Annotated in this window: 1 protein-coding gene and 1 pseudogene; one reads left to right on the forward strand and one right to left on the reverse strand. The window is 65.6% G+C overall.

What is annotated here, in order from left to right; translation table 11 throughout:
• Nucleotides 1-147: pseudogene (locus RBR29_RS11135) on the reverse strand (N-acetylglutamate synthase); the annotation flags it as partial.
• 121 nt (nucleotides 148-268) lie between these two features.
• On the opposite strand from RBR29_RS11135, the gene hrpA reads away from it, so the two are divergent.
• Nucleotides 269-3,546: ATP-dependent RNA helicase HrpA (hrpA, locus tag RBR29_RS11140; protein WP_320349302.1), on the forward strand; the 3,278-nt coding region annotated here is incomplete at its 3' end.

The following is a 3,546-nucleotide window of genomic DNA, read 5'->3' on the forward strand; positions in this document are numbered from 1 at the left end:
CAGTTCGCCGCCGAAGGCCACGACGAAGGTCTTGCCACGGAAGTCATGCACATACGGCGCGACCTCGCGGAACCATCGCACGAACTGCGCGGGAGCGAATTCGGGGGCGTCCTGGGCGGAATAGGTGTCGATTTCGGTGGGGCTCATGGCGGGCGGGGGGTGGGCCTCGGTTTCTTGCGATAGCGAAATTATAATGAGCGATTGCCTGTTTCCTGACCCTATGCCAGAAAAACCATCGCAATCGGCCCGGCGGGAACCCGCCCGGTCCGTGCCGCCACGTCCGCCATCCGGCGCCGGTGATCGACCCCTGCCCCTCATCCAGTATCCGGAAGACCTGCCCGTCAGTGCCTGCCGCCAGGAAATCGCGCGCGCCATTGCCGACCACCCGGTGGTCATCGTTTGCGGCGAGACCGGTTCGGGCAAGACCACCCAGCTGCCCAAGATCTGCCTGGAACTGGGCCGAGGTCGCGCCGGGATGATCGGCCATACCCAGCCGCGCCGCCTGGCGGCGACTTCTGTTGCCCAGCGCGTGGCCGAGGAACTGCGCACGGAACTTGGCGACTGGGTGGGCTACCAGATCCGCTTTTCCGAACGGGCCGGTCCGGCGACGGCCATCAAGCTGATGACCGACGGCATTCTGCTGGCCGAAACCCAGCGCGATCCCCTGCTGCGCCGCTACGACACCCTGATCATCGACGAGGCGCACGAGCGCAGCCTGAACATCGATTTCCTGCTGGGTTTCCTGAAACGCCTGCTGACGCGCCGCAAGGACCTGAAGCTGATCATCACCTCGGCCACCATCGATGCCGAGCGCTTTGCCCGGCATTTTGGCTCGCCGGAACGGCCGGCGCCGGTAATCCAGGTTTCGGGGCGACTGTTTCCCGTCGAGTTGCGCTATCGTCCCGTGCGTCAGGATGACGATGACAATCCCGCTGGCCGCAGGCCGGGGCAGGGGGACGAGGAACGCGACCTGGTCGACGCGGTCGTGGACGGTGTGGACGAGTGCGCCCGTCATGGCACGGGCGACGTGCTGGTTTTCCTGCCCGGTGAGCGTGAAATCCGCGAATGTGCCGAGGCCCTGCGCAAGCGCCACCCGGCTGGTGCCCTGGTGTTGCCGCTGTATGCGCGGCTGTCACGTGCCGAGCAGGAACAGATCTTCCATCCGCGCGGCAATGCCCGGCGCATCGTGCTGGCGACCAATGTGGCGGAAACGTCGCTGACGGTGCCCGGCATCCGTTATGTCGTGGACAGCGGCCTGGCGCGCATCAAGCGATATTCCTGGCGCAGCAAGGTCGAGCAGCTGCGCATCGAACCGATCAGCCAGGCCTCGGCCAACCAGCGCGCCGGCCGCTGCGGCCGCCTGGGGCCGGGGGTGTGTGTGCGCCTGTTTGCCGAAGACGATTTCAAGCAGCGCCCAGCCTTCACGGATCCGGAAATCCTGCGTTCGTCCCTGGCGTCCGTCATCCTGCGGATGAAATCGCTGCGGCTCGATGACATCGAGGCCTTTCCGTTCGTCGATCCGCCGACAGGGCGGGCCATCGCCGACGGCTACCAGCTGCTGCAGGAACTGGGCGCGCTCGACGAGAACAATCGCCTGACCGCCGTGGGTCGCGTCCTGGCGAAACTGCCGGTCGATCCGCGGATTGCACGCATGATCTTTGCCGCGCATGAACACCAATGCCTGACGGAAATCCTCGTCATTGCCTCGGCCCTGTCGGTCCAGGACCCGCGCGACCGTCCCATGCAGGCGCGTGAGGCTGCCGACCATGCCCATGCCCAGTTCAACGACAAGCAGTCCGAATTTCTCGCCTGGCTGAAGCTGTGGCAGTGGTATGGCGATCAGGTTGCGCACAAGGCCTCCCAGCGCAAGCTGGTCGAACAGATTCGCGCCAAATTCCTGTCGCCCATCCGCTTGCGCGAATGGCATGACACGCACACGCAATTGCTGGCCCTGGCGCGGGAACAGGGCTGGCGTCTGAACCAGACCCCGGCCACGCGCGAGCAGATCCATGGGGCGCTGCTGGCTGGGTTGCTGGGCAATATCGGCATGAAATCCGAGGACGGCGGCCTGTACCAGGGCGCACGCGACATCCGCTTTGCCATCCACCCCGGCTCGCCTCTGCAGAAAAAGGCCGGTCGCTGGGTGCTGGCCGCCGAACTGGTGGAAACCACACGCCTGTACGCCCGCTGTGTGGCGCAGATCGAGCCCGCCTGGGTCGAGCGCGCGGGCGCGCATCTGCTCAAGCGCGCCTGGTCCGATCCGCGCTGGGAAAAAAAGGCCGGCCAGGTCGTGGCCAACGAACGGGGCACGGTGCACGGCCTGCCGGTCTACAGCGGACGCCGTGTGCACTATGGCCGCATCGACCCCAAGGCCGCGCGGGAAATCTTCATCCGGGATGCTCTGGTGCCGGGCGACATCGACAGCAAGCTGCCGTTCATCGTCCACAACCGGCGGCTGATCGCGTCCATCGAGCGGCTCGAACATCAAAGCCGCCGTCCTGATATCTTGGTGGACGATGCGCTGATCCATGGTTTCTACGATAGCCGGATTCCTGCGGATGTCTGCCAGACGGCCACGCTGGAAGCCTGGTTCAAGAGTCTGGATGCCGAGGCCGCCGCGCGGCTGAATCTGAGCCGTGACGAACTCATGCGCCACGATGCCGCCGGCGTCACGACGGACGTCTTTCCGCGTCGCCTGGCCTGGGCTGGGACCGAACTGGCGGTGGACTACCATTTCGAGCCTGGTTCGCCGCGCGACGGCATGACGCTGACCGTGCCGCTGTTCGCGCTCAACCAGATCGATGCCGCACGCTGTGAATGGCTGGTGCCCGGCATGCTCAAGGAAAAAGCCCATCTGTTGCTGAAATCCCTGCCACAGAAACTGCGTCGCCATTGCGTGCCGCTGCCCGACTATGCGGCCGGTTTTCATGAACGCTGGTTCGAGCGCGCCGCCGATCCCGGCATGGGCCTGCTCGATGCGCTGGCGCAGGATATCTGGGCCCAGTGCCGGGTGCGCGTCCAGGCCACCGATTTCAAGCTCGAAACCCTGCCGCCGCATCTGTTCATGAATTTCAAGGTGGTCGATGAGCACGGCCGCATGCTGTCGGGCGGACGCAGCCTGGACCAGTTGCGCGCCGAGCATGGCCGCCAGGCCCAGGCTTCTTTCCAGCAGCTGGCTTCTCGTGACCACCAGGCGGCCCGGGCGCTGGATCACGAAGGCCTGACGGCCTGGACCTTTGGCGAACTGCCCGAGTTGCTGGAAATCCAGCGTGGTGGGCAGTCCCTGATCGGCTATCCGGCACTGCGCGACCGCGGTGAGTCCTGCGACCTGGACGTTTTCGACGATCCCCAGGAGGCCCGGCGCGTGCATGCAGCCGGCCTGCGCCGCTTGTTTCGCCTGGCCTTGCGGGAACAGGTGCGTTATCTGGAAAAGAACCTGCCGGACCTGACCCGCATGGGCATGCTGTACATGGACCTGGGCACCCAGCAGGAACTGCGCGACCAACTGATCGACGCGGCGCTGGATCAGGCCTGCCTGATGGAGCC

Source organism: Castellaniella sp., assembly GCF_034007085.1.
Taxonomy (GTDB): domain Bacteria; phylum Pseudomonadota; class Gammaproteobacteria; order Burkholderiales; family Burkholderiaceae_B; genus Castellaniella.